This window comes from Oricola sp. (assembly GCF_022763245.1).
In the GTDB taxonomy this organism is placed as follows: Bacteria; Pseudomonadota; Alphaproteobacteria; order Rhizobiales; family Rhizobiaceae; genus Oricola.
In genome coordinates, this window is sequence record NZ_JALEGV010000036.1 from 71,033 (window position 1) to 94,392 (window position 23,360).

Below are 23,360 nucleotides of genomic sequence, written 5' to 3' on the forward strand. Positions count from 1 at the left end.
GTCTCCGAACTCAGATGGATGTCCAGCCGTGCTGGACGAGGATGTCGTGGCTGGCCATGATGTCGCCGTCGGCGTCCGCGCCGGGTGCCGTTGCGTCGGTGATGATCTCGAGGACGGTCATCTCTTCGTAGCCGATCTCCTGCAGCGCCTTGAAGGCCGGGGCAGGGTCCACGATACCGGTGCCGAGACGGTCATGCTTGAACTCGCCGAACCCGCTGTCGGAAATGTGGACGTTCTTGATCCGCGATCCGAGCATCCGGATCGCCTCGGCGACGTCTTCCTTGATGTAGGCGCTGTTGCAGACGTCGAAATTGATGCCGACTTCCGGCGAAATGAGGTCGGCCGTGTCCAGCATGTCCTTCGCCGTCGGAAGATATGTGAAGGGCACGTTCTCGAGCAGCAGGTCGACATTCGTGCCCTTCGCATGGTCGAGCAGCGCCTTCATGCCCTCGACGAACCAGTCGAGCATCCATTGCTTCGGCGGATTGATGAGGCTGCTCACCGGGCCCGGGATCGCGACGACATAGGGGCACTCCCATTCGGCCGCGAGGTCGATCGCCTCCCGGTAGCGGTCGAGGGTGTAGTCCCGCATCAGCTTGTCGGTCGAGTTCGGATTGTTGTCGAGGAGCGGATAGCAGAAGGAGGTGATCCGGCAGCCTTCGCCGTCCAGCCACGACTTCATCGCGCTGCGATCGTCCGCGGTCATTTCCACGGGCCAGCAATGGGGCGGAAAGATCATCATCTCGAAATCGCGAAAGCCGAGGCCATGCAGGTGCTTCAGGGCTTCAAGCGCGCTCATCGAGTAGATGAAGGGGAAGGTGCTCGCGGCAATCTTCAGATCGGGCATCGGGCTGTGACTCCGGGTTCGTGGATGCTTGTTCGTAATGCGGACAAAAGTTACTATAGCGAACAACTTGGGTGACTCAACCGGATTTCAGGCACATGCGGAAATTTGACCTGCTCGTCATCGGCGGCGGCCTGGCGGGCTGCGCGACGGCGTATTTCGCCACCCGGCTCGGAGCGTCGGTGGCCTTGCTGGAGCGACGCGATCTGAACCTCGCCGCGTCGGGGTCCAATGCCGGATCGATCCACGCGCAGATCCCCTTCGATCCGTTCCGCCAGATGGGAGAACAGTGGGCGCACGACTATGCGCGCACGATTCCCCTCTTCATGGCCTCGATCCGCCGCTGGAGCGAACTCGAGGACGAGTTGGACGGTTCGCTCGGCGTATCCGCCCGGGGCGGATTGATGGCGGCGGCAGACGACGGCGACATGGCGCTTCTCGAACGCAAGGTGGCGATCGAACGCGCGGCCGGTCTTCCTGTGGAGCTCTGGGACCGGTCCAGATTGTCCAGGGAAGCCCCGTTCCTCAATCCGGGGATAGCGGGGGCGTCCTTCTGCCCGATCGAGGGCAAGGCGGATCCGTTCAAGGCGACGCCTCTGTTCGCGCGTCGGGCAGCCGAAAGGGGAGCGACCATCGTCCGCAATGCCGAGGTTCTGCGGATCGACAGGGATGCGACCGGCTTCTCTGTTCATTCCGGCGCCGGCGTCTATCGGGCCGACCGCCTCGTGAACGCGGCCGGCGCCGAAGCCGCGGCAATCGGCCGAATGGTGGGTGTCGACGTCGCGCTCGAAGGCCACCCCATCCAGGTCTCTGTCACCGAAAAACGTCCCGCGCTCCTGCCGTGGCTTGTCTATTTCACCGGCGAGAAGCTGACATTGAAGCAGAGCGCCGACGGCGGCTACCTGATCGGCGGCGGATGGCCGGCCAACGCCAATGGCGGACGGCCGTCGGTCAATCTCGCGTCGCTGGCGCGCAACCTGTCGATCGCCGAAGAGGTCATGCCCGGCCTGTCGGGCGTTTCCGTGGTGCGAAGCTGGGCCGCCGTGGTGAACGGAACGGCCGACTGGCAGCCCATACTGGGAGAAGCGCCGGGCGTGCCCGGCTTCTTCTTCAACCTGTTTCCCTGGATGGGCTTCACCGCGGCGCCCGCGATCTCCGAAGCCATCGCCCATCTGGCGCTTGGCCGGAAGCCGGAGCTGGACCTTGCCCCGTTTTCCTTGAGCTAGTGCGAGAGAATGCGGGCCGTGAAGTCGCGCGTGCGCTCCTGCTCCGGAGCGTCGAAGATCTGGGCGGGCGGCCCCTTTTCGACCACCGCGCCCTTGTCCATCATCACGATGCGTGACGAGACCTCGCGAACGAAACCCATCTCATGGCTGACGATCAGCATCGTCATTCCGTCGCGGGCGAGGTCGCGGATCGTGTCGAGCACTTCACCGACCAGTTCCGGGTCGAGGGCCGAGGTGACCTCGTCCAGCAGAAGCAGTTGCGGGCGCAGGCAGAGCGCTCGGGCAATCGCGACGCGCTGCTGCTGGCCGCCGGACAATTCGTCCGGATAGGCGTTGTGTTTCGCGCTCAGGCCGACGCGCTCCAATAGTTCGGCGGCGTGCTTGCGGACTTCCGCCTTGTTCCACTTCTTGATCTTGATCGGCGCGATGGTGACGTTGTCCATCACCGTCATGTTCTGGAAGAGATTATATTGCTGGAACACGATCGCCATGGAATCGCGCACGCTGCGAAGGCTCGCGGCGGAGCGATAGTCGACGGTCGTCTCTCCGATGCGAACGGTCCCCTCGGTCGGCTTGGTGACGCCCACCAGCGCGCGCAGAAGCGTGCTCTTGCCGGAACCGGAAGGCCCGATCAGGCTGACGACCTCGCTCTTTTCGACGTCGAGCGAAATGCCCTTGAGCACAGGCGTGTTGCCGTAGGAGGCGCACAGATTGTCAATTTCGAGATGAGCCAAGTTTATGCTCCAGATAGCGGCCCAGCCGGGTCAGCGGATAGGAAAGAATGAAATAGGCGAGGAGGATCGCGCCGAAGGTGAGTGTCGCGGAGAAGCCCTTGTTCGACAGGACCTTGCCGGCGAATGTCAGTTCGACCACGCCCATCTGCGAGGCCAGCGCGGTGTCCTTGATGAACATCACCATGAACGCGAAGGCCGGCGGCAGGATCACCCGCCAGGCCTGTGGCGCCACGACCAGGAACAGGATCTGCAGGTAGGAGAAGTTCATCACCTCGGCCGCGTCGACCTGCTGGCGCGGCACGCTTTCGAACCCGGCGCGGATGATTTCGGAGAGAAACGCCGTCGACACGATGCAGACGCCGATCAGCGCGATCGTGAAGAGGGAAGCGCGCGGCGCGACCGCCTGGATCGCGAACAGCACCAGGAACAGGATCACGAGGAAGGGGATGCGGCGGAACACTTCGGTGTAGCCGATCGCGAGCGTTCTCAGCGGCAGCAGGGCCGGGTGACTCGTCCGGCGGATCACGACCAGGAGAAGGCCGAGCAGGAAGCCGATGGTGCAGCCGGCGACCGACAGGAGCAGGGTGCGCCCGGCGGCCTCGATCAGGAAATCGACGTTGGAAGCCGAAAAGAAGCGGGGGATTTCGCGCATGATCCGGTCGATCATCGGAGCAGCCCTCCCTTCACCCGGAAGAAGTAGCGGCCGACGAGGCCGAGCGAGACGCTCGCGCACAAGGTCAGCACGACATAGATGAGCGCGGTGACCAGGAAGATCTCGATCGTGCGCAGGTTGGATGTCGCGATGTTGATGGCGCGGCCGGTCAGTTCTTCGACGCCGTAAAGCGCCCCGATCGACGACCCGAGGACGAGCCAGATGAAGAAGCTCGACAGGGGCGGATAGATGGTGCGGGCGATGTGCGGAACGATCACGTAGCGCAGCATCTGGAAGCGGCTCATCCCGAGCGTTTCGGCGGCGTCGATTTCGGTCTGACGTACGGACAGGAACCCGGCGCGCTGGATCTCGGCGAGATAGGCCGCGGAGTTGAGCGCCAGCCCGAGGGTCACCGCTGTGAACGACGACAGCAGGATGCCGGCTTCCGGCAGCGCGTAGAAGAGGAAGAAGATCTGGACGACGGAGGGCGTGTTGGTGAAGAACGTGATGTAGGTTCCCACGCTCCGCTTGATCCACCGCGGGCCGTAGACGAGGCCGTAGGCGCCTGCGAGGCCGAGGATCGCGCCGCTCCAGAAGGCCATGAAGGCGATTTCGAGCGTCACGATCGCGCCCCCCAAGAGATAGGGGAGTTCCTTGAGCGCTTCGCCGAACTGAAATGTGTAATTCATTGCTCGAAGGGGGAGGCTGGCAGGCCGCCGGGGCGGCCTGCGCGTTGTCGTCGGATCAGAAGTAGGGCTGTGCCGGCACCGGCTTCAGCATCGGCGCGCCGTACCACTTCTCCCAGGTCTCATTGATCGTGCCCGAGGAGTGGAGGTCGTAGAGAGCGATGTTCAGGACGCTCTGCAGCGAGGCGTTGCCCTGCGAGACGCCGATGCCGCAGAAGCCCACGAAGACGGTGTCTTCGATGACGCGCCATTCGACGTCCGGATAGTTCTCGGTAAACTTCATGAAGAAGTCGATGTTCTCGACGATGGCGTCGCCACGGCCCTGCGCGACGGCGCGAACGGTGTCGGCAATGGTGTCGACGAGCAGCACCTTGGCTTCCGGAAGCTGCTCCTTCAGGAAATCGACCGACCAGTTGCCGCGCATGTTCACCAGTGTGATGTCGGAGGTGTTCAGGTCTTTCCAGCTTTCGGCCGTCACTTTCGTCGTGGTCAGCGTCGCCATGGCTTCGGTGTGCAGCGGCACGGTGAAGTCGATCAGCTTGTCGCGTTCGACCGTGCGGGTCAGCGCGCCCATCGAGATGTCGATACGGTCGGAAACGATGAACGGAACGCGCTGCTGGGATTCGGTCGGGACGAATTCAGCTTCGACGCCAAGCGCTTCGGCAAGCTTGCGGCCGATGTCGATGTCGAACCCTTCGAGTTCGTTGCTGTCGCCGTAGGAGCTCATCGGCGGGAAGTTCGGATTGACGCCGATCCGGATCGTGCCGTCCGAGATGATGTCGTCGAGGGACCGCGCGGCGGCCGGTGACGCAGCGAGGCCAAGAGTAATGAGGCCTGCGATGATCAGTTGCTTCATGATTGTTCCCCTGTTCTGGCGGCATGTGTGTCCTGCCTGGTGGGGAGGATGCGGCCCTCATTGCCGACCGTCAAGCAAAAAAGTTCGCATAGCGAACATGTGTGCGAAAAAGTTGATGCATCTGCCAATTTGTTCGCTTATGAGCGGAGAGGTAGCGCTCAATTGTGCGCATTTCGGCCGGATGTCGCGAATTTGCGGCGTCGCGTCTGTCTTCTGAATTACCGTGTGAGGCTTGTGATGATCGACTTCTCCTATCTTGTTCGCGAAACGAACCTCGTGGGCGGCGAATGGATTTCCGCCGATGAGGGACGGACCATCGACGTGTTGAATCCGGCCACCGGCGAGGTCGTGGCCAAGGTTCCCGACTGTGGCGCGGCCGAGACCCGGCGGGCGATCGAGGCGGCACACGCTGCCTTCCCGACCTACTCGGCGCTCTCTGTGGCGGAGCGCGCGCGCCTGATGCGCAAGCTGCATGAGCTGATCGTCGAGCATACGGATGCGCTGGCCGCGATCCTGACGACCGAACAGGGCAAGCCCTTCGCCGAAGCCAAGGCCGAGGTCGGGTCCTCCGCGGCCTATGTTCTGTGGTTCGCCGAGGAGATCAGGCGCGCCGGCGGCTCCGTCATCCCGTCTCCCTGGGAGGGCCGCAAGCTGATGACGACGCGGCATCCGGTGGGCGTCGTCGCGGCGATCACGCCGTGGAACTTCCCGTCCTCGATGCTGGCGCGCAAGCTCGGCCCCGCGCTCGCGGCCGGCTGCACGGCCGTCGTCAAGCCGGCATCCGCCACCCCGCTTTCCGGCCTGGTCTGGGGCGTGCTGGCCGAGATGGCGGGCTTTCCCAAGGGCGTGGTCAACATCGTCACCGGATCGGCCCGGCAGATCGGCGGCGAGTTGACCTCCAATCCGATGGTGCGCAAGATCACCTTCACCGGTTCCACCGAGATCGGCCGCCAGTTGCTGCGCGACTCCGCTGCGACCGTGAAAAAAGTCTCGATGGAACTCGGCGGCAACGCCCCGTTCATCGTCTTCGACGACGCCGACCTGGACCGCGCCGTCGAAGGCGCCTTGATCGCCAAGTTCCGCAATGCGGGCCAGACCTGCATCTGCAGCAACCGCATCTATGTGCAGTCCGGCATCTACGACCGGTTCGTCGAGCGCTTCTCCGAGCGCGTCGCGGCGCTGAGGGTCGCGCCCGGAATGGAAGAAGGAGCGGAGCAGGGGCCCCTTGTCGATGCCGCTGCCGTCGAAAAGGTCGAGGAGCTGATCGGAGACGCCATGAAAAAGGGCGCTCAACTGGCAACCGGCGGCCGGCGCCATGCGCGCGGAGGCCTCTTCTTCGAGCCGACCGTGCTGCGCAATGCCTCGCCCGACATGCGTGTGACCAGCGAGGAGATCTTCGGTCCGGTCGCGCCCGTTTATCGTTTCGACACCGACGACGAAGTCATCGCCGCCGCCAACGACACGATCTACGGCCTTGCCGCCTACGCTTACACGACCAGCCTGCCCCGGGCGTTCCGCTTGCAGGACAGGCTCGAATATGGGTTGTTCGGCATCAACGAAGTGCTGATCGTGACCCCCGAAGCGCCGTTCGGCGGCATGAAACAGTCCGGCCTCGGCCGGGAAGGGTCTTGGCAGGGTCTCGATGACTTCCTCGAAACCAAATACACCTGCGTCGGCGGTCTCTCCTGATGGCCGGTGAATTGCGCGACAGGCGAGCCGTCGTCACCGGCGGGGCCGGCGGGCTGGGCAGGGCGATCGCCCGGGAACTCGTGACGGCGGGAGCCGCCGTCACGATCATCGATCTTCCGTCGGCGCTCGAGGGACAGGCGCCCGAGCACGGCATCGAAGCGGTCGGTCTCGATCTGCTCGCCGGTGATGCGGAAACGATGTTGGCGCAGCGCGCCGGCACCATCGGGCCAGTCGACATACTGGTCGCCAACGCCGGCGTCGTTCCACCCTGGCGGCGGATATCCGACCTCGATCTCGGTGAGTGGGATCGAGTTTTCGCCATCAATGTCAGGGCGATAGCGATGTCTCTTAAGGTCTTCGCGCCGCGGCTGGCGCAATCCTCTTGCGGCTCGGCCATCCTCATGGCCTCGATCAACGGATATCGCGCGCATCCCATGCAAGCCGCCTACACCGCCAGCAAACATGCGGTCTTGGGATTGATGCGCGCGGCCGCCCTCGACATGGGCAAGGAGGGAACGCGCGTGAATGCGCTCGCGCCGGGCCCGGTTCTCACCGACGCCCTGACGACCCGGATTGCCGCGCGGCATGCACAGGGCGGGCCCGCGCCCGAGGAGGCGGTGAAGGCCCTGACCGACGAAACGGCGCTGGGACGCGTCAGCACCGAGCAGGACATCGCGCGCGCCGCGCTGTTCCTTGCCAGCGATGCCGCGGCGGGAATCACGGGCGTCTGCCTGCCGGTCGAGTGCGGGCTAAGCTAGCGAAGCGGAGACGCGGTTTCCGAAGGAGCGGACCGGCGACCGGGCCCGCTCTCCGATCGGTTCCCTCTGTTCTTGCCGTTCCATGTCCGCGACGCGTCTCGGCACACGTGACTGACACAATCGGATCCGTGCCGATGATGACGGGATCGAGCCTGCCCGGTGTCGGCCCGTCATCGCCGATCTCACGTCAAGCGCCCCGCGAGCCCGGGGGCATCCTCAGTGGAACCGTATCCATGGACGAACTCGAGGAAGCGGAAGACTGGTGGCAGGGCGAGGACGATCCGGCCATTCCCGTCAATGACGTGGACGTCTACTGGAGCGAAGACGAGGCAGGCAGTGTCGCGCTGCCTCTGATGCTGGATAGCCGCAAATACGCCTGCCGGTTCTCGATGCTGCCCGGTGAGCCGAAGCAGGCGATCAGGGCTTTCTACCGCGCCGTGTACTCGGGAAAACCGGACCGGATACGCTTGAGCGATGAGTCATTCTCGGGCCGAAGTCGAGCGACGGAAAGGTCACGCTTGAGTGCGGGAGCGACGATCCGGTGCAGGGTCGGCGTCGGGACGTGTTCGTTGAGTGCTAGACGAAATCGCTGCAGCATGCCTTGATCGACGAGATCCATTTTCTCAGGCATCCAACAGAGCGCGAGCCGGAAAGGATCTCCTGGCTGATGCCGATCCTCTCCATCATCATCGGCCTCGCGGTCGGTATCGCGCATTCGCTTCACGAGATATTAGGCCGATCGGGCGTTTCCTGCGTCGCATCGACGCCTCCGCGAGGCGAGCCGCGCGTGCGTGGCGATGGACCTTCGGGGCGTTGTATGCTCCCATCCGGCGGTGCGCAGATCGATGATCGACAACCCATGAACCTCCGAAGCTTCCTGCTCTTTCGCCACATCGTGTTGACAGGCTCGCTCTCCCTGGCGGCGAAGCGACTGAACGTCTCCGCCTCCGCGGCGAGCCGGATGCTGACCCAGCTCGAAGACCAGGTCGGGCTGACGCTGTTCTCGCGATCGCGGCGCAATCTCAAGCTCACCGAGGACGGCGCGCTGTTCTACCGGCAGATCTCGAACACGCTGGACGGGCTGGAGGAGGTGCCGTCGATCGCCGACGACATCAAGCGCCGGGCCCGCAGCTGGCTGTCCGTCGTCACGGCGGCGCCCCTGGCCAATGCGCTTGTTGTGCCGACGGTTGCGCGACTGCGCGAGGCGGGGCTGGATTTTCAGTGCACGCTGCATATCGAGAGCCGGTTCGAAATCGAGAGCAAGGTGGCGGCGCGCGGCTACAATCTCGGCTTCATTTCGCTTCCGGTCGAAAACGAGATCATTCCCCTCGACATCATGCCGCTCCTGCGGTCGCGCCTATGCGTGCTGATGCCGGAAGGCCATCCCCTGTCCGGCTGCGACGAGGTCGAGCTTGAGCGGCTGGAACGCGAGGAACTGGTGACGCTCGCGTCCGGCCAGCGATGGCGCTCGCGGCTTGACGACGTCATGGGCGAGGCGGGTTTGAAGCCGAGAATCGCGTTTGAAACCGGTTCGACGCTGGTCACGCTGGAAATGGTCCGTCACGGCCTCGGGCTCACCCTTGCCGATCCCGCCTGCCTGACCGCGTCCACGCTGCAGGGGCTGGCGATGCGTCCGCTCGAAGGCGAACACTGGACCACATATGCCAGCATTCACGCGAAAGGACCGCGGGCGGAACTCTCGGAGGTGTTCCTCGACACGCTGAGCGCCCATGTGGAAGCACAGCGCGCCGCCGACCGCGAGATCGCCGAGACGCTTTACCTGATCTAGGCGGCAACGAGATCCGCAGCGACCTTGCGTGCCATCTGCGCCGCCTCGCGGGCGATCTGCGCGCTGTCGCCGCAATAGCCGGCCGGATCGAGCGCGTCGCGGATCTCGTCCTGCGCCAGATGCGCGAGGATCGATTCGTCGCCGGCCAGCATCGCGGCAACGTCGCGACGGTTGCCGGCATGGGCTTCCAGCGCGTGATGGATCAGGTCATGCGCCGCGACGCGGCCCGTCTTCGGGGCGAGCATCATCATCAGTTTCTCGGTCGCGATGGCGCCGCCGCTCAGGGCCGCATTCTCCGCCATGCGCGGCGCGTTCACGCCGATGCGCGACAGCAGCCGGTCGAAATTCTCGGCCAGCGTCCAGGCAAGCGGCACGGCGCGGTCGAGCACGGAACTGAGGAGTTGATTGACCGCTGCGTCGCCCTCGTGGCTCGACCGTCCGGTCTCCATGGCGCTGCCGGCGAGGCCGCGCAACTCGGCCGCCTCCGCCAGGACTTTGACGACATATTTCGGGTTCACCTTGTGCGGCATGGTGGAGGAGCCGACCGTGCCCGCGTCGAGCGTCTCGAAGACCTCGCCGATCTCCTGCGACATCAGCAGATAGAGCTCCGCGGCGATCCGCTCGATGGTCATGGAGAGCAGCGACAGTTGCACGACATAGTCGGCGAAGACGTCGTTGATGGCGCGTCCCGGAACCAGCAACTCGCGCAGGCCGAGCCGTTCGGCCAGCAGCCTGTTGATCTCGCGCCCCTCGGCGCCGAAGGCATGCATCGCTCCCACCGCGCCGCCGAACGGCAGCGCGAAGAGCCGCTCGCCACCGCCATCGAGGCGGTCGGCGGCGCGCGCCAGTTCCTCGATCCATCCGGCGACCTTGAAGCCGAAGGTGATCGGCAGCGCGTGCTGGCGGTTCGTGCGGCCGACGGTCAACGTCTCGGCATGATCGCGGGCAAGTGTCGCCAACCGCTCCAGCGCACTCGACAGCGCATGCCGAACGGCGCGATCGGCCTTGCGGATCAGGAGAATGCGCCCGGTCTGCATGACGTTCTGGGTGGTGGCGCCCCAGTGGACATAATTTCCGGCGTCACCCGCTTCGCTGGAGAGAAGCCGCGTCAGCGACAGGATCGGCGCCATCGTGACGCGGATATCGGCCTCCAGCGCATCGACGCCAATGCGCTCCAGCACCGCCGCGCTCCGAATGTCTGTAGCGGCCCAGTCGGGAATGATGCCGAGCTCGGCCTGCGTTTCCGCAAGCGCGGCCTCGATATCGAGCCAGGACTGCCAGAGCGTCTCGCGGGCAAACAGCGTCTGCGGGGTCAGGTCCCGCATCGGGGCATTCATTGTGCGACCTCCAGTCGATCGGGAACGGCTTCGAAACGGGGGGCGGCCGCAAGCAGGCGCGCCGTATAGGCGCTTTCGGGAGAGGCCAGCACGCGCTGCGCCGGTCCTTCCTCGACGATGCGCCCCTCCAGCATGACGGCCACACGGTCGGCGACCTGGTGAACGACTGCCATGTCGTGGGTGATGATCAGGCAGGTCAGCCCCATCTCGGCGCGCAGGTCGTCGAGCAGGTTCAGGATCTGCGCCTGGACCGAGACGTCCAGCGCGGACGTGGGCTCGTCGCAGACCAGCGCCTCGGGGCGGGTCACCAGCGCCCGCGCGATCGCCACGCGCTGCCGCTGCCCGCCCGAGAGCTGCGAGGGATAGGAATGCAATAGCCGCTTGGGCAGACGAACGTGATCCATCGCCTCGTCCACGGCCGCCTTGCGCTTGGCTGCGTCGTGTTCGCCGCGCAGCCAGAGCGGGCGCTCGATGATTTCCGACAGCCGACGACGTGGATTGAGCGAGGAATAGGGATCCTGGAACACCGGCTGCACGAAGCTCGCCCGCTCGACGGGCGAGAGCGCGGCAACCGGGCGGCCGAGCATCGTGACCTCGCCCGAGGTCGGCTCGGCGAGGCCGAGAAGGATGCGCGCGAGCGTCGATTTGCCGGACCCGCTTTCGCCGATCAGTGCCAGCGTTTCGCCTCGGTGCAGATCGATCGACACGCCGTCGAGCGCGACGATCTCGCGCTTGGCTGCGAACATCGCCTTTCGCGTGGTGTACACCTGCCGCACGTCCCGAGCCGCCAGCACGATGTCCGCGTTCGCCGCGGTCGGAGGTGCGCGCAGGGGCTCGGCACCACGACCGGAGCGTGGCGGCGTCTCAAGGACGCAGCGCCATGCGTGCCCGCTCGCGCCTGTCCGCGTCGGGGGGCGTTGCGCGACGCATTCCGCACGGCGGTGGTCGCATCGCGGCGCGAAGACGCAGGCAGTGGGCGGCCTTGTCAGCGAGGGCACGGTGCCGGGGATGGCGGACAGTCGCGCGGGCGTTCCGCCCACCTGCGGGATCGCGTGCAGCAGCGACTGGGTGTAGGGATGCGCCGGGCGATGCAGCACGTCGTCGGCCGCACCCTGTTCGATGACTTGGCCACCATACATGACCGCGACGCTGTCGGTGCGCTCCGCGACCACGGCGAGGTCGTGCGAGATCAGGATCGTCGCCATGTCGCGTTCGCGGCGCAGATCGTCCAGCAGGTCGAGGATCTGCGCCTGCACCGTCACGTCGAGCGCGGTGGTCGGTTCGTCGGCGATCAGCAGTTCGGGATCGAGCATCAGCGTCATGGCGATCATCACGCGCTGGCGCTGGCCGCCGGACATCTGATGCGGAAACTGGCCGAACCGGGTTTCGGGATCGGGAATGCCGACCCGGTCCAGGAGGTCCAGCGCCTTGCGGCGCGCATCCGGTGCCGACAGCATCCCGCGCGAAACCGCGCCTTCGGTCATCTGGCGACCGATCGTGTAGACCGGGTTCAGCGACGTCATCGGCTCCTGGAAGATCATGCCGATGCGCGGACCGGCGATCTCGCGAGCAAAGCCGGCGTCCGAAAGGGAAGCGAGATCGACGCCGTCGAATGCGAGCCGGGTGGCGCCGTGGCGGGCACCGCGCGGCAGAAGCCGCATCAGCGCGAGCGCTGTCATCGACTTGCCGGAGCCGCTCTCGCCGACGATGCCGATCGACTGTCCGCGGTCGAGCGTGAGGTCGACCTCTCGCACGGCATGCAACGTGCCCGCAGGCAGCGGCAGCGCCACCGAAAGATCGCGGATTTCAAGAAGCGCGCTCATTCGTTGCGACCTTCCGGGGAGGTGATGTCGCGCAGCCCGTCGCCCATCAAATTGGCGCCGATGACGAGCAGAAACAGGCAGACGCCAGGCAGGATGACGAGCCAGGGGCGATAGAACATCGCCTGCTTGCCCTCGGCGATCATCAGGCCCCAGGACGGGGTCGGCGGCTGGATGCCGACGCCGAGGAAGGAGAGGCTGGATTCCGCGAGGATGGCGATGCCCAGTTCGAAGGTGAAGATCACGATGATCGACGAGAAAAGGTTCGGCAGGATCTCATGCCAGATGATCTGGCGCGGATTTGCGCCGGAGGCGGCGGCCGCTGCGACGAAATCGAGGTTGCGGATGCGCTGCGTCGCGGACCGCGTGACCACGAGGTAATAGGTCCAGTGCAGGACGCCGACGATGCCGATCACGACCCAGATCGAAGGGCCGATGATGAAAACGAGCGCCATGGCGAGCAACAGGCCGGGCAGGGCGAGCTGGGCGGTCAGTAGGAAGCTGATGCCGTGATCGACCCAACCGCCGAAATAGCCGGCCAGAACGCCGAGCGTGACCCCGATGAGAAGGCCGATGGTCGCGGCCCCAATGCCGATCGTGATCGAGACGCGGGTGCCGTAGATCAGCCGGCTCAGGTAATCGCGCCCATTCTGGTCGGTGCCGAAGATGTGGTCCCATGTTCCGCCGTCGACCCAGGCCGGAGGCAGCATGCGGGTCGAAAGCGACTGGGCGAACGGATCGTGCGGCGCGAGCAGCGGCGCGAAGATCGCGACAAGGGCGATCAGCGCGATCAGTCCGGCGCCGATCAGGAACCCGGTATGGCCGAACATGCGGCGGCGAAAGACTTGGCCGGGCGTCAGCGTTGCCGTCTCGTCTGCGGCGTCCGCCGCGGCGAATGTTGCGTCGATGTCGGTCATCCGATGCGAATCCTCGGATCGAGCGCCGCATTGAGGATGTCGGCGAGGAGGTTCATGGCGACGAAGACGATGGCGAAGACGAAGATCAGCATCTGCACGGTCGGGATGTCCGCGCCGAGGATCGATTCGAGCGCCAGTCGCCCGAGCCCGTTGATCGCGAAGATGCTTTCCGTGATGACGGAACCGCCGAATTTCTGCCCCAACTGAACCGCCAGGACCGAGATGACCGGCAGCAGCGCATTGCGCAGCGCGTGCCGACGCAGAAGCGGCCAGCCGCGGAACCCCTTGGCGCGCGCGGTGCGGATGTAGTCCGCTCCCATCACCTCGATCAGGCCGGTCCGCGTCAGCCGCATCACCGCCGGCACGGAGGAGGCGCCGAGCACGAAGGCCGGAAGCACGAAGTGTCGCCAAGTGTCGTCGCCGGAAACGGGGAAGATGGGAAACGTCACCGCAAAAAGGATGATCACGATCAGCCCGAGCCAGAAATTCGGCACGGCTTGCGCCGAGACGGCAACCCCGAGCGCGAAACGGTCGATCCAGCTGTTGGGGTTGAGCGCGGCAAGGGCGCCCAGGGGAATGGCGATCAGGATGGTCACTGCCAGGGCCGAGAGCGCCAGCGTGATGGTCTCGTCGGCCCGGTCCGCGACCAGCGTCGCCACGGGCTTGTGCCAGTAATAGCTCTCGCCGAAATCGCCGGTCATGACGCCGCCGAGCCAGTCGGCGTAGCGCACGGGCAGGGGGCGATCGAGACCGTAGCGAGCGCGGATCGATTCGACGACCTCAGGCGGGGCGTCCTCTCCAGCGATGGCCTGGGCCGGGTCAGTCGCGACATTCAGGAGAAAGAACGCGGCCAGTGAGACGGTGAAGGCGACGAGCAGGGCCAGGAGCCCGCGTAGAGCGATATATCTGAGCATGAGCCAATCCTGCCCGAAGGGCGGCGGGAAGTCTCCCGCCGCCGTGCCGGATCACTTCCAGTGGGCGTTCTGCAGCCGCGGCAGGCCGTCCGGATCGAGCGGGAAATCCAGATCGGGCGAGACGAGGTAGTTCGCGGAGTAGGAAAACAGCGGCGCCCAATAGGCCTGGTCCGCGATATGGCCGAGCGCTTCGGAATAGAGCGCCTTGCGTTCCGCGGGATCGTTGGTTTGCTCCGCGGCGAGAACAGTCTTCTCCAGTTCCGCGTCACCCGACAGGTTGCGGTCGGAGTCGGAGAAGTGGATGCGTGCGATCGCCGCGGTATCCGCCGTGCCGCCGGAGCCCCAGGTTCCGAAATAGGCCGGAATCTCGCGTTGCGCGCGCGCCTGGTTCAGGCTCTGGAGCTTCACGTAGCGCAGATTGACATCAATGCCGACCGCTTTGAGGTCGGATGCGATCGCCTCCGAGGCCGCCTTGTCGCGATACGCCCAGAGTTCCAGCGGGAAGCCGTTCTCGTAGCCTGCTTCTGCCAGCAGCGCGCGGGCCTTGTCGGGATCGTAGGGGTAGGCGGTGACCGACTGGTCGCAGCCGAACTGAGCCGGGTGGCAGGCCGTGTGGATCGCCTCCGCCGAGCCGCCGATCAGGAACTTGGCCATTTCCGGCGTGTTGAGCGCATGGTTGATCGCGCGGCGGACGAGGACATTGGTCAGCGGCCCGTCCTCGTCGGTGTAGCCGGCGGCGTCGAGCACCAGGAAGCCGACGCGCAGGTCGGGGCCGCTCAGATGTTCGGCCATCGGGGTCGCGCCGAGGCTTTCCGCGAGATCGAGCGGCACCTTGAACATCCAGTCCACGCCGCCGGACATCAACTCGGCCTGCTGCGTCCCGATATCGGGAAGGTTGCGCACGACGATCTTCGAGATTTCCGGCTTGTCGCCGAAATACCCGTCGTAGCGTTCCAGCACGAGTTCGGTGCCCGGCTCGAAGGAGACGACCTTGTAGGGGCCGGCGCCGATCAGGTCGCTTGCCATAGCGTCTCGGTCGATCTCGCCATTCGCGTCGTAGGACCCGGCCTTGCGCAGCATGATGCGTGCGCCCATGTCGCGCAGCACGAGCGGATAGACCGACTTGAGGTGGAAGCGCACCGTGTTGGGGCCGGTGACCTCGGCATTGTCGAGCCAGCGTTCCACGACGCCATTGGCGTTGGATTCGCTGTCGGGGCTGTTGATCCAGTTGTAGGTGTAGGCGACGTCCTCGGCGGTCAGCTTGGAGCCGTCATGGAACGTGACGTCGTCGCGCAGGACGACGTCGAGCGTGGTGTCGTCAACGAATTCGTAGCTCTTGGCGACGCTCGGCTCGACTTCCGCGGTCTGCGGATTGATGTTGAACAGCGTCGCGTCGGTCAACTGCGCGAGGATGATGTATTCGCGCTTGGTGGTGTAGTTGTAGTCGAGGTTGAGAATTTCCTCGGCCATGGCGACGCGAAGCGTGTCATCGCTCTTGCCCGCGAATGCAGGCGCGACGGATGTGGCCAGCGTAAGCATGGTGGCTGCGCAAAGACTGCGCATACGAACTGTCAGCATGGTTTCCTCCCTGATAGCTTCGGGAAGTATGAAGCAGACTCGTTTGTTATGAAAATTGCAAAGATCGGGACATTGATTGCGAATTGCGCAAGTTTGAGCCCGAACATCGCCGCCTCGCAGCTCCTGCGTCAGACCCGTCGGCGACGAGTGCGGGCAAGGCGGGGATCGGGAGCGGAAGCGTCTCGGAGCGGCGCAGTCGACAACGGAGACTCGCTGATTGTAAGACATGCGGTGAAGGTGGAGACCAGCCTGACGGCGCCGTGCGCCGGATTGGTGGCGGAGGTCTTCTGCGCCGAGAACGAGACAGTCGAGGGAGGAACGGTGTTGTTGCGTTTCAAGGAATCCGGTTCATGATCCGGCTGCATCATTGCCACCAGTCCCGCTCGATGCGCGTGTTGTGGCTGCTCAACGAACTCGGCGTCGATTTCGAAGTCGTCACTCATCCCTTCGACAAGACGCTGCGCAAGCCCGACTACTTGTCCCTGTCGCCGGCCGGGCGGGTCCCGGCGCTCGAGATCGACGGCATGACGATGTTCGAGAGCGGCGCGATGATGGAGTATCTGTGCGAGCTCTATCCCGAAGCCGGTCTTGGCCGATTGCCGGGAGATGCCGAGCGTGCGGAATGGCTGACCTGGCTGCATTTCGCCGAAACCGTCAGCCAGCACACGGCCGCGCTGACCCAACAGCATGTCGCCCTCTATGACGACACGATGCGGTCGCCGATCGTCATGAAGCTGGAGGCGGCACGTCTGAAGAAGTGCTGCGCGGCCATCGAGGCGCGACTGTCCGAGCCTGGTGGAAAGCGCGACTATCTTCTGTCGTCTGCGTTCTCGGCCGTCGACATCGCCGTCGGACAGGCCGTCTACATGGCGTCCTATTACGTTTCGCTCGAGGAATTTCCTGCGTTGGAGGCGTGGTACAAACGCATCTCGGCGCGCGACGGCTTCCAGGCGTCGTTGCCGGGTGAGGGCGAAGCGGGACTTTTCGATCGCGATTTCTATCCTCCCTGGGAAATCCCCGCGTGAGCCGGGCTGTCCGCATCTACGAGGTTGGCCCGCGCGACGGGTTGCAAAACGAGAAAGCGGTCATTCCGACCGGCAAGAAGATCGCGCTCATCGATCTCTTGTCGGATGCCGGGTTCGCAAAGATCGAGGCGACCAGCTTCGTGTCGCCGAAATGGGTGCCTCAACTGGCCGACGCCGAGGCGGTTCTCGCCGGCATCAAGCGCAAGCCGGGTGTGACCTATGCCGCGCTGACTCCCAATCTGAAGGGCTTCGAACGTGCGCGCGCCGCGCGGGTGGACGAGGTCGCGATCTTCGCCGCCGCATCGGAAACGTTTAGCCGCAGGAACACCAATTGCTCCATCGCGGAGAGCTTCGAGCGCTTCGCCCCGATTATGGATGCGGCCGCTGCTGCCGGCATTCCGGTCAGGGGCTATGTCTCCTGCGTGGTCGCATGCCCCTATGAGGGCGACATCGCGCCCGCCGCCGTGTGCGACGTTGCCGCGCGGCTGATGGAGATGGGCTGCTATGAAGTCTCGCTCGGAGACACCATCGGCAAGGGCACGCCCACGACCATCGCCGCCATGCTCGAGGTCGTGCTGGGCTCGGTCCCGGCGGAGAGGCTCGCCGGTCACTATCACGACACCGACAACCGGGCGCTCGACAATGTGCGCGCCAGTCTGGATCTCGGCTTGAGAACATTCGACAGCGCTGTCGGCGGTCTCGGCGGTTGCCCCTATGCGCCGGGCGCCAAGGGCAACGTCTCCACCACTGCGCTCGCCCGGATGCTGGCGATGGAGGGGTGGGAAACCGGCATCGACATGGACAGACTGGCGGCCGCGGAAGCCTATCTTGCAAGCGAGATCGCAACCGGGGCGGCGCCGAGCGGAGACCAGCGCGATGCAATATGAAACGATTGCGGTCGCGACGGACCCGCGCGGCATTGCCAGGGTCACGCTCAACCGGCCGGACAAGCACAATGCGATGAATGCCCGCATGATCGCGGAGCTCACATCGGCGGCAGAGGCGCTGCGCGGCGACGCGGATGTCCGTGTGGTCGTGCTCGCAGGCGAGGGCAGATCTTTCTGCGCCGGTGGTGACCTGGGCTGGATGCGCGAGCAGGCCGAGAAGGACCGGGCGGGCAAGATGTCGGAGGCGCGTGCGCTGGCCGGCATGCTGGGAGCGTGGAACGCGTTGCCGAAGCCGGTGATCGGCCGCGTGCAGGGCGCTGCCTATGGCGGCGGCATCGGTCTGATCGCGGTCTGCGATATCGCGGTGGCCTCCGAAGGGGCCAAATTCGCGCTGACCGAAACGCGGCTTGGCCTCATTCCGGCGACGATCGGGCCCTTCGTTGTGCGCAAGCTGGGCGAAGCGTTCGCGCGGCAGGTCTTCTTCAACGGAAAGCCCTTCGGCCCGGATTTCGCTTTGCGCTCGGGCCTGATCGCCGGGACCGCGACGGATGACATGCTGGACGGGGCTGTCGAGGCGGAGGTCGCGGCTTTCCTGCAATGCGCCCCGGGCGCAGTCGCCGACGCCAAGGCGCTCTGCCTCAGGCTCGGTGGACCGGATCCGCTGGACCAGGCGGAGATGACTGCCGGCGCTCTAGCCGATCGGTGGGAAACCGCCGAGGCCCAGGCCGGCATCGCCGCGTTTTTTGCGCGCGAAACGCCTCCCTGGCGGACCGAGTGACGTCAGCGCCCGACGCTTTGATTGGGCAGCCAGGTCACGATATCGGGGAAGAAGATCAGCACGAGCAGGACCGCCATTGCCGTCACGGCGAAGGGGGCGACGCCCTTGAAAACCGTCCCGAGAGCGATACGCCGGCCGAGATTGGCCTCCGGATCTGAAGCGATCCTGTGGACGATGAAGGTCAGGATTCCGAGCGGCGGTGTCAGCAGGCCGACCTCGGCCATCACCACCAGGAAGACGCCGAACCAGAGCGGGTCCACGCCCAGAGCCTTCAGCGGTGCGAGCAGGACCGGGATGGTGAGCAGCATCATCGCCAGCGTGTCCATGAACATGCCGAGCACGAGATAGACCAGGATCAGGATTAGCAGAAGCTCGACCCGGCCGAGGCCGAGTTCGACGATGGTCTCCGCCAGGACGTTTGGCACCTGGCTGAGCGCCATGGCCCGGGTCAGAACCACGACACCGAGAATCAGGAGGAACACGGACGCAGTCCCGGTCAGGGTGCCGATGATCGACTCGCGCACCATCGTCGTCACGGAGCGCCAGGAACCGGTCGTTCGCAGAAGGTGCACCGAGCCGAAAACGAAGGCTGCCAGCATGCCGAACACGCCGGCTTCGGTCGCGGTGAAGATGCCGGCGAACAGCCCGCCGACCACGACGATGACCACGATCATGATCGGGATGCTCGCGACGAGCGAGTCCCTGCGCATGCGCCATGTGACCATGCTCATGTCGACGCGCGGCGCGAGGGATGGATTGAGCGTGGCGCGGGCGACGATCATGATCGCGAAGGAGAAGGCAAGGATCAGCCCGGGAATGACGCCGGCGAGCAACTGGTGCCCGACCGGCACCGATGCGGCGCCGGCATAGACGACGAGCAGAAGGCTCGGCGGAATGATCTGCCCCAGCGTTCCGGCCGCCGCTACGCTGCCCACGGCCAATTGCGGGCTGTAGCCGGACTTCAGCATCTCGGGAATGGAGACACGGCCGAGTGCATAGGTGATGCCGATCGTGCTTCCGCTGCTGGCCGCCAGCGCCGCGCCTGCGAAGTTGGTCGCCACCGCCAGGCCGCCGGGAAGCCAGCCGAGCCATCGGCGCGCGGTCTCGAAGGCCGTGGCGGTCAGGCCGGACTTCCACAGGATCATGCCCATCAGGATGAACATCGGAATGACGCTGTAGGACCAGGATGCCGAGGCGTCGAACCCCACGGATTTCATCGTCGAGGTCACCACGCGCATCCCGCTCAGCGAGTACAGACCGAGCAGCGCCGCGCCCAGCATGGCGACGCCGACGGGAATGCCCATCAAGAGCAGCACGATGCTGAGCACGATCACCAGCGCGCCGATCGCCTGCTTGGGCAGGTCCGCGAAAAGCATGGCGGCCGCGGCGCCGAACGCCACCAGAAGGGCGATGGTGAAAACGATGCGGGCGACGCGGTGTCCGCCGTTTGCGGCGGGTGCCGGCATGTCGTCGGAGGGGGGCAGAGTGTTCATCCCAGGTCAGCGTCCGAGTCGTATTCCTCGGTCTGCGGCAGGTGGCCGGCGAAATGGCGAAACGTGGTCGCCGCGAATTGGAGCGCGAGAAGGCCGAGGCCGGCGACCGCGAAGAACTTGAAAGGCCAGATTGCGATCGGCGGCGTCGCCGCGGTGGTCTCCTGGATGCGCGCGCTGCGCGCTGCGTCGACCCAGGTGTACCAGGTCAGCGCGACGAGGAGGCCGGTGGCGAGAAGGCTGAACGAACCCTCGACGATGCGGCGCATGCCCACCGGCAGCGTGTCGAGCAGGATGGTGACCTTGATGTGCTCCTGCTTCTGCTCGGTAAAGGCATAGGCAAGGAGCGTGAGCATCGGCATCCACCAATAGGCCGTCATCTCCAGGGTCCCGGTAAAGGGCTTGTTGAAGAAGGCCCGGCCCGTCACGTCGATGAAGACGCTTGCGGCCAGCAGGATCGCGGCGGCAGCGGCGCCATAGGCGAAGATGGCGCTCAGGCGATCGACGATACGGATGATGACGGGCAGTCTGCGGCCTTGCGCGGCTTCGCCGCCATCGCGGTCAAATTCTGACATCGGGTCCAATGTCCTCGCGCGAGACGATGCGGTTGGCATGGGCTCCCGGCCGGCAGGTGCGGCCGGGAGCAATGCGTTACTTCATGAGGGTCGTCGTGACCTCTTCATTGAATTTCGCATAGAAGTTGGAGAGGTCAACATCGCGAAGCCCTGCGAACGCCTTCAGGATCGCTTCGGGGGTCCGTTCGGTAACTGCGTAACCGTCGGCTTCCAGGGCCGCGGTCCAGTAGGCAATGCGCTCGAGATAGGCATCGACGACCGCCTGGGCATCCGAAATGCTGCCCGGAGCCGCAGCGGCGAGGGCGGCGACGAATTCTTCGCGTTGCGCCTTGGCGACCGGCTCGAGTTCCGACACGTCGTTGGTGTGGATTTCCTGCCCTGCCGCGATCACGTCACCCGCCTGGGCTTCGATCTGCAGGTAGCCGTTCCAGATGTTGTAGGCGGCGCGGATGTTTTCCTGGGTGATGAAGTTCTGGAGTTCGACCGGGAAGCTTTCCCAGACTTCCAGGTTCATGACCCAGGTCGAAGCCTGCAGCTGCGCCATCGTGACCGGCACATATTCCGGCGCGACATCCTTCAGGATGAGGCCATTCACATACTGGTTCGGGTTGATGACCATGCAGTCGAACACGCCGCGCTGCAGCCCTTCATAGGCCTCGTTCCAGGCGATGCTGACCGGAGCCATGCCGAGCGCTTCGGCGGTGCTCGCCCAGACGGCGCCGATGGCGCGGGCGCGTTTGCCCTCGGCATCGGCGAGCGACGCGATCGGCTTGTTGCAGAGCAGGTTGTAGGCCGGCGTCGAGGTGGCCTGCAGCACCTTCACATTGTGCTCGGCATATTCCTCGGTGACGGCATCGAAGGTCAGCAGCGTCTCCAGAGCCGTCGCGCCGCCGGCGGCAACGTCGTGCACGGTCGAGCCGCTCAGCGCCGCGCCCATTCCGAAGAACCAGGAGCCGACCGGCAGGTCCTGCGGCATGTAGCTCGGGATGATCAGGCCGATGTCGGCAACGCCGTCGCCCACGCCTTCCAGCGTGTCGAGCGCGTTCAGGAGCGACGAGGACCAGTAGTTCTCGAAGGTGATCTTGCCTTCGGTGAATTCGGTGATGGCTTCTTCCCACGCGACCATCGCCTTGCCGAAATTGGCCGTCTGGTCGCCGGAGAAATCCGCAAGTTTCAGCACGCGGGGCTCAAGTTCTTCGAGCCAAGCGTCCGCGGCCGATGCCGTGGAGCAAGCGGCGAGCACGCCAGCGGCAACGAAGGCAGCCGTGGTTAGACCCTTTGCGAATCCGATGTGTGTCATGTGTTCCTCCCGCCGGCGTCGCCGGCAAACTCGAGTGTGTTGCGAAGCGTTTCCACGCGACGGAATTCTCCCTAACATCTCCTACCATGTGGGACAACTGGCAGAGCGCAGATTCTCCGTGCCTCCTGTGACGAAAGGCGACGGCGATCCAAAATCAGGCGCGGGAACTGCAATGTTCCCCGGAATTTCGGACGAAATAAGACTGTCGACCCCGCGAATGGCGAGGCGTGCCCACGCGTCAAGCTTGTTGCCAATTCGCCTCATCTATTCCACAATATGGGAGATTTGTCGCTTCGACGCGATGAAGATGTCTTCGCGCCGGCTCGCGCCGCGCTTCCGTGGCGGGAGGGCGGGTGATATAGGCGCGTTGGGCGCAATGGTTTCAATTTCCCGCGCGGGAGTGGTGATGTCGGACAAGGAATCCAGGCAGGACGGAACGCAGGCCATCCGTCGCGCGGCTGCCGTGTTGCGTCATGTCGCGAGTGCTGCGGAGGGTGGCGTCGGGCTTCGCCAGGTGTCCGAGGCGACCGGCTTGTCGCGCTCGACGGCCCATCGGATCGTCAAATGCCTGCTGGATGAAGACCTGCTCGAATATGACGAGGACGCGCGCCGTTACCATGTCGGCAATCTCGTCTTCGAGCTCGGGCTGTCTTCGGCGGCGCGCCAGCAGCAGATCCTCAAATGGCGCGGCCTCGTCGACGATCTCGCCCGCGCCTGCGGCGCGACGGCCTATCTGATCGGTCGCAGCGGTTACGAGGCGGTGTGTCTCTACAAGGCGGAAGGGTCGTCGGTCCTGCGTGCCATTCCTGTTGAGGTGGGGCAGAGGCGCCCCTTGGGTGTCGGCGCGGCCGCGACCGCGCTCTTGGCGGCGACCACCGATGCGGGCATGGAGGCGGTTCTGAAGGCAATCGCGCCGCATCTCGGGGACACGTCCAGGCTCACCGAGGAGCAGGTGCGCCGCCTGGTCGAGGAAGCGCGCAGGACGGGGTTCGTTGAAAGCCGCGGGAATGTCGCCGAGGGCGTTTACGGCCTGGGAATGGCGCTTCCCGGCGCGACGGGCGCGGCCGCGCTGGCGGTCAGCATCGCTGCGCACAATTCCGTCGCGACGGATGCGAAGGTCGCGGAATGGCGGCGGCAATTCGAGCGTTTGCGAAAGCGGGCTGTCGAAATCGCCGGCTGAGCACTGTCTGCGCTTCAAGTGTGGTGCTGCATTATTCCCATAATATGGTCAATGCAGGTTGGCGAAAATGCGCCGATTTTCGCTTGTTTCGTTGACATCGGCGGAATTCTCTGGAACTTGTCCCTCAATGCTGAATTCATTCGTTCCACAATATGAGACGAAAGACGCCGGAGGTTTCTGGCGGCGGCGGGTGTCCCGAAAATTCCGAGGAGGCGACAATGAAGGTTCTGGTGCCGGTCAAGCGTGTGATCGACTACAATGTGAAGGTTCGCGTGAAGGCTGACGGTTCGGGTGTCGAGCTTGCGAATGTGAAGATGAGCATGAA

22 protein-coding genes and 1 pseudogene are annotated in these 23,360 nt (G+C 65.0%); 10 read left to right on the forward strand and 13 right to left on the reverse strand.

Annotation, left to right across the window (positions count from 1 at the left end):
- Positions 1-10: 10 nt before the first annotated feature.
- Positions 11-847: a sugar phosphate isomerase/epimerase family protein gene (locus tag MRY80_RS16430; protein WP_293292134.1), complete on the reverse strand. Its 837-nt coding sequence runs from the start codon at positions 845-847 to the stop codon at positions 11-13.
- 95 nt (positions 848-942) lie between these two features.
- On the opposite strand from MRY80_RS16430, the gene MRY80_RS16435 reads away from it, so the two are divergent.
- A complete protein-coding gene (locus MRY80_RS16435; RefSeq protein WP_293292135.1) occupies positions 943-2,070 on the forward strand; it encodes an FAD-binding oxidoreductase in 1,128 nt (375 codons plus the stop codon).
- Here the strand turns inward: MRY80_RS16435 and MRY80_RS16440 are convergent.
- Genes MRY80_RS16440 through MRY80_RS16455 form a run of 4 tightly spaced genes read right to left on the reverse strand, consistent with a single transcriptional unit; the run spans position 2,067 to position 4,998 of the window.
- Entirely contained in the window at positions 2,067-2,804 is a 738-nt protein-coding gene (locus tag MRY80_RS16440) for an amino acid ABC transporter ATP-binding protein (RefSeq protein WP_293292136.1), read from the reverse strand. The two genes, MRY80_RS16435 and MRY80_RS16440, sit on opposite strands and share 4 nt — an antisense overlap.
- A complete protein-coding gene (locus MRY80_RS16445; RefSeq protein ID WP_293292137.1) occupies positions 2,785-3,471 on the reverse strand; it encodes an amino acid ABC transporter permease in 687 nt (228 codons plus the stop codon). Before MRY80_RS16445 ends, MRY80_RS16440 begins: the two co-directional genes overlap by 20 nt.
- Positions 3,468-4,145 (reverse strand): amino acid ABC transporter permease, encoded by a 678-nt coding sequence (locus MRY80_RS16450; RefSeq protein WP_293292138.1) that lies wholly within the window; start codon positions 4,143-4,145, stop codon positions 3,468-3,470. The genes MRY80_RS16445 and MRY80_RS16450 overlap by 4 nt, the downstream gene beginning before the upstream one ends.
- Before the next feature lie 55 nt (positions 4,146-4,200).
- On the reverse strand, positions 4,201-4,998 hold the full coding sequence (locus tag MRY80_RS16455; protein WP_293292139.1) for a transporter substrate-binding domain-containing protein: 798 nt from the start codon (positions 4,996-4,998) through the stop codon (positions 4,201-4,203).
- A 234-nt stretch (positions 4,999-5,232) separates the two neighbouring features.
- Here MRY80_RS16455 and MRY80_RS16460 point away from each other — a divergent pair, with 234 nt between their 5' ends.
- From MRY80_RS16460 to MRY80_RS16475, 4 genes are all read left to right on the forward strand, one after another.
- Complete coding sequence (locus tag MRY80_RS16460) at positions 5,233-6,687, forward strand: NAD-dependent succinate-semialdehyde dehydrogenase (protein WP_293292160.1); 1,455 nt, start codon at positions 5,233-5,235, stop codon at positions 6,685-6,687.
- A complete protein-coding gene (locus tag MRY80_RS16465; protein ID WP_293292140.1) occupies positions 6,687-7,445 on the forward strand; it encodes an SDR family oxidoreductase in 759 nt (252 codons plus the stop codon). The genes MRY80_RS16460 and MRY80_RS16465 overlap by 1 nt, the downstream gene beginning before the upstream one ends.
- 233 nt (positions 7,446-7,678) lie before the next feature.
- Positions 7,679-8,050, forward strand: a complete 372-nt coding sequence (locus MRY80_RS16470; RefSeq protein ID WP_293292141.1) for a hypothetical protein — start codon at positions 7,679-7,681, stop codon at positions 8,048-8,050.
- 254 nt (positions 8,051-8,304) lie between these two features.
- Complete coding sequence (locus tag MRY80_RS16475; RefSeq protein ID WP_293292142.1) at positions 8,305-9,234, forward strand: LysR family transcriptional regulator; 930 nt, start codon at positions 8,305-8,307, stop codon at positions 9,232-9,234.
- Here the strand turns inward: MRY80_RS16475 and MRY80_RS16480 are convergent.
- Genes MRY80_RS16480 through MRY80_RS16500 form a run of 5 tightly spaced genes read right to left on the reverse strand, consistent with a single transcriptional unit; the run spans position 9,231 to position 15,800 of the window.
- On the reverse strand, positions 9,231-10,571 hold the full coding sequence (locus MRY80_RS16480; protein WP_293292143.1) for a lyase family protein: 1,341 nt from the start codon (positions 10,569-10,571) through the stop codon (positions 9,231-9,233). The two genes, MRY80_RS16475 and MRY80_RS16480, sit on opposite strands and share 4 nt — an antisense overlap.
- The gene (locus MRY80_RS16485; protein WP_293292144.1) at positions 10,568-12,394 is read right to left on the reverse strand and encodes an ABC transporter ATP-binding protein; all 1,827 of its coding nucleotides are present in this window, start codon (positions 12,392-12,394) and stop codon (positions 10,568-10,570) included. The genes MRY80_RS16480 and MRY80_RS16485 overlap by 4 nt, the downstream gene beginning before the upstream one ends.
- A complete protein-coding gene (locus tag MRY80_RS16490) occupies positions 12,391-13,308 on the reverse strand; it encodes an ABC transporter permease (protein ID WP_293292145.1) in 918 nt (305 codons plus the stop codon). Before MRY80_RS16490 ends, MRY80_RS16485 begins: the two co-directional genes overlap by 4 nt.
- Positions 13,305-14,222 carry an ABC transporter permease gene (locus MRY80_RS16495; protein WP_293292146.1) on the reverse strand — a complete coding sequence of 306 codons (918 nt, stop codon included), beginning with the start codon at positions 14,220-14,222 and terminating at the stop codon, positions 13,305-13,307. Before MRY80_RS16495 ends, MRY80_RS16490 begins: the two co-directional genes overlap by 4 nt.
- A gap of 51 nt (positions 14,223-14,273) precedes the next feature.
- Positions 14,274-15,800 (reverse strand): ABC transporter substrate-binding protein, encoded by a 1,527-nt coding sequence (locus tag MRY80_RS16500; RefSeq protein WP_293292147.1) that lies wholly within the window; start codon positions 15,798-15,800, stop codon positions 14,274-14,276.
- 350 nt (positions 15,801-16,150) lie between these two features.
- Between MRY80_RS16500 and MRY80_RS16505 the strand changes: the two genes are divergently transcribed.
- Genes MRY80_RS16505 through MRY80_RS16515 form a run of 3 tightly spaced genes read left to right on the forward strand, consistent with a single transcriptional unit; the run spans position 16,151 to position 18,490 of the window.
- Positions 16,151-16,825 (forward strand): glutathione S-transferase family protein, encoded by a 675-nt coding sequence (locus tag MRY80_RS16505; RefSeq protein ID WP_293292148.1) that lies wholly within the window; start codon positions 16,151-16,153, stop codon positions 16,823-16,825.
- Complete coding sequence (locus tag MRY80_RS16510) at positions 16,822-17,712, forward strand: hydroxymethylglutaryl-CoA lyase (RefSeq protein ID WP_293292149.1); 891 nt, start codon at positions 16,822-16,824, stop codon at positions 17,710-17,712. The genes MRY80_RS16505 and MRY80_RS16510 overlap by 4 nt, the downstream gene beginning before the upstream one ends.
- Positions 17,702-18,490 (forward strand): crotonase/enoyl-CoA hydratase family protein, encoded by a 789-nt coding sequence (locus MRY80_RS16515; protein WP_293292150.1) that lies wholly within the window; start codon positions 17,702-17,704, stop codon positions 18,488-18,490. The genes MRY80_RS16510 and MRY80_RS16515 overlap by 11 nt, the downstream gene beginning before the upstream one ends.
- 2 nt (positions 18,491-18,492) lie before the next feature.
- Here MRY80_RS16515 and MRY80_RS16520 read toward each other — a convergent pair whose 3' ends face one another.
- The 3 genes from MRY80_RS16520 to MRY80_RS16530 form a co-directional block, all read right to left on the reverse strand.
- Complete coding sequence (locus tag MRY80_RS16520) at positions 18,493-19,983, reverse strand: TRAP transporter large permease subunit (RefSeq protein WP_293292151.1); 1,491 nt, start codon at positions 19,981-19,983, stop codon at positions 18,493-18,495.
- Positions 19,980-20,555: a TRAP transporter small permease gene (locus tag MRY80_RS16525; protein ID WP_293292152.1), complete on the reverse strand. Its 576-nt coding sequence runs from the start codon at positions 20,553-20,555 to the stop codon at positions 19,980-19,982. Before MRY80_RS16525 ends, MRY80_RS16520 begins: the two co-directional genes overlap by 4 nt.
- Positions 20,556-20,631: 76 nt before the next feature.
- Complete coding sequence (locus MRY80_RS16530) at positions 20,632-21,855, reverse strand: C4-dicarboxylate TRAP transporter substrate-binding protein (protein ID WP_293292153.1); 1,224 nt, start codon at positions 21,853-21,855, stop codon at positions 20,632-20,634.
- A 406-nt stretch (positions 21,856-22,261) separates the two neighbouring features.
- Between MRY80_RS16530 and MRY80_RS16535 the strand changes: the two genes are divergently transcribed.
- Complete coding sequence (locus MRY80_RS16535; RefSeq protein WP_293292154.1) at positions 22,262-23,035, forward strand: helix-turn-helix domain-containing protein; 774 nt, start codon at positions 22,262-22,264, stop codon at positions 23,033-23,035.
- A 218-nt stretch (positions 23,036-23,253) separates the two neighbouring features.
- Positions 23,254-23,360: pseudogene (locus MRY80_RS16540) on the forward strand (electron transfer flavoprotein subunit beta/FixA family protein); the annotation flags it as partial.